This is a genomic window from Planktothrix paucivesiculata PCC 9631, from assembly GCF_900009265.2.
GTDB classification, from domain to species: Bacteria; Cyanobacteriota; Cyanobacteriia; order Cyanobacteriales; family Microcoleaceae; genus Planktothrix; species Planktothrix paucivesiculata.
In genome coordinates this window covers 1-403 of the sequence record NZ_LR735082.1, presented here as the reverse complement: position 1 = coordinate 403, position 403 = coordinate 1, and the positions used below count along the sequence as shown (strand labels likewise).

The 403-nt window shown below is 36.5% G+C and carries 1 protein-coding gene; it reads left to right on the top strand.

The features are described from left to right. On the top strand, positions 1-403 hold a 403-nt coding region (locus tag PL9631_RS26440), incomplete at both ends, for a hypothetical protein (RefSeq protein WP_197046523.1).

Below are 403 nucleotides of genomic sequence, written 5' to 3'. Positions count from 1 at the left end.
ACAACATTCCCAAAACCGAATCCACATCAACAATTAACCCCACAGATATTATTAACCCAGAAATTTCTAATTATTCCCCTCTCCAAAAACAACCGAATTCTACAATTAATCCCACAGATATTATTAACCCAGAAATTCCTAATTATACCCCCCTCCAAAAACAACCGGATTCTACAATTAATCCCACAGATATTATTACACCAGAAATTCCTAATTATTCCCCTCTCCAAAAACAACCGGATTCCACAATTAATCCCACGGAAAGTAGTGATTCTACAGATATTGTTAACCCGGAAATTTCTAATTATACCCCTCTCCAAAAACAATCGGATTCCACAATTAATCCCCCAGACAGTAGTGATTCCACAAATATTGCTAACCCAGAAATTCCTAATTATTCCCC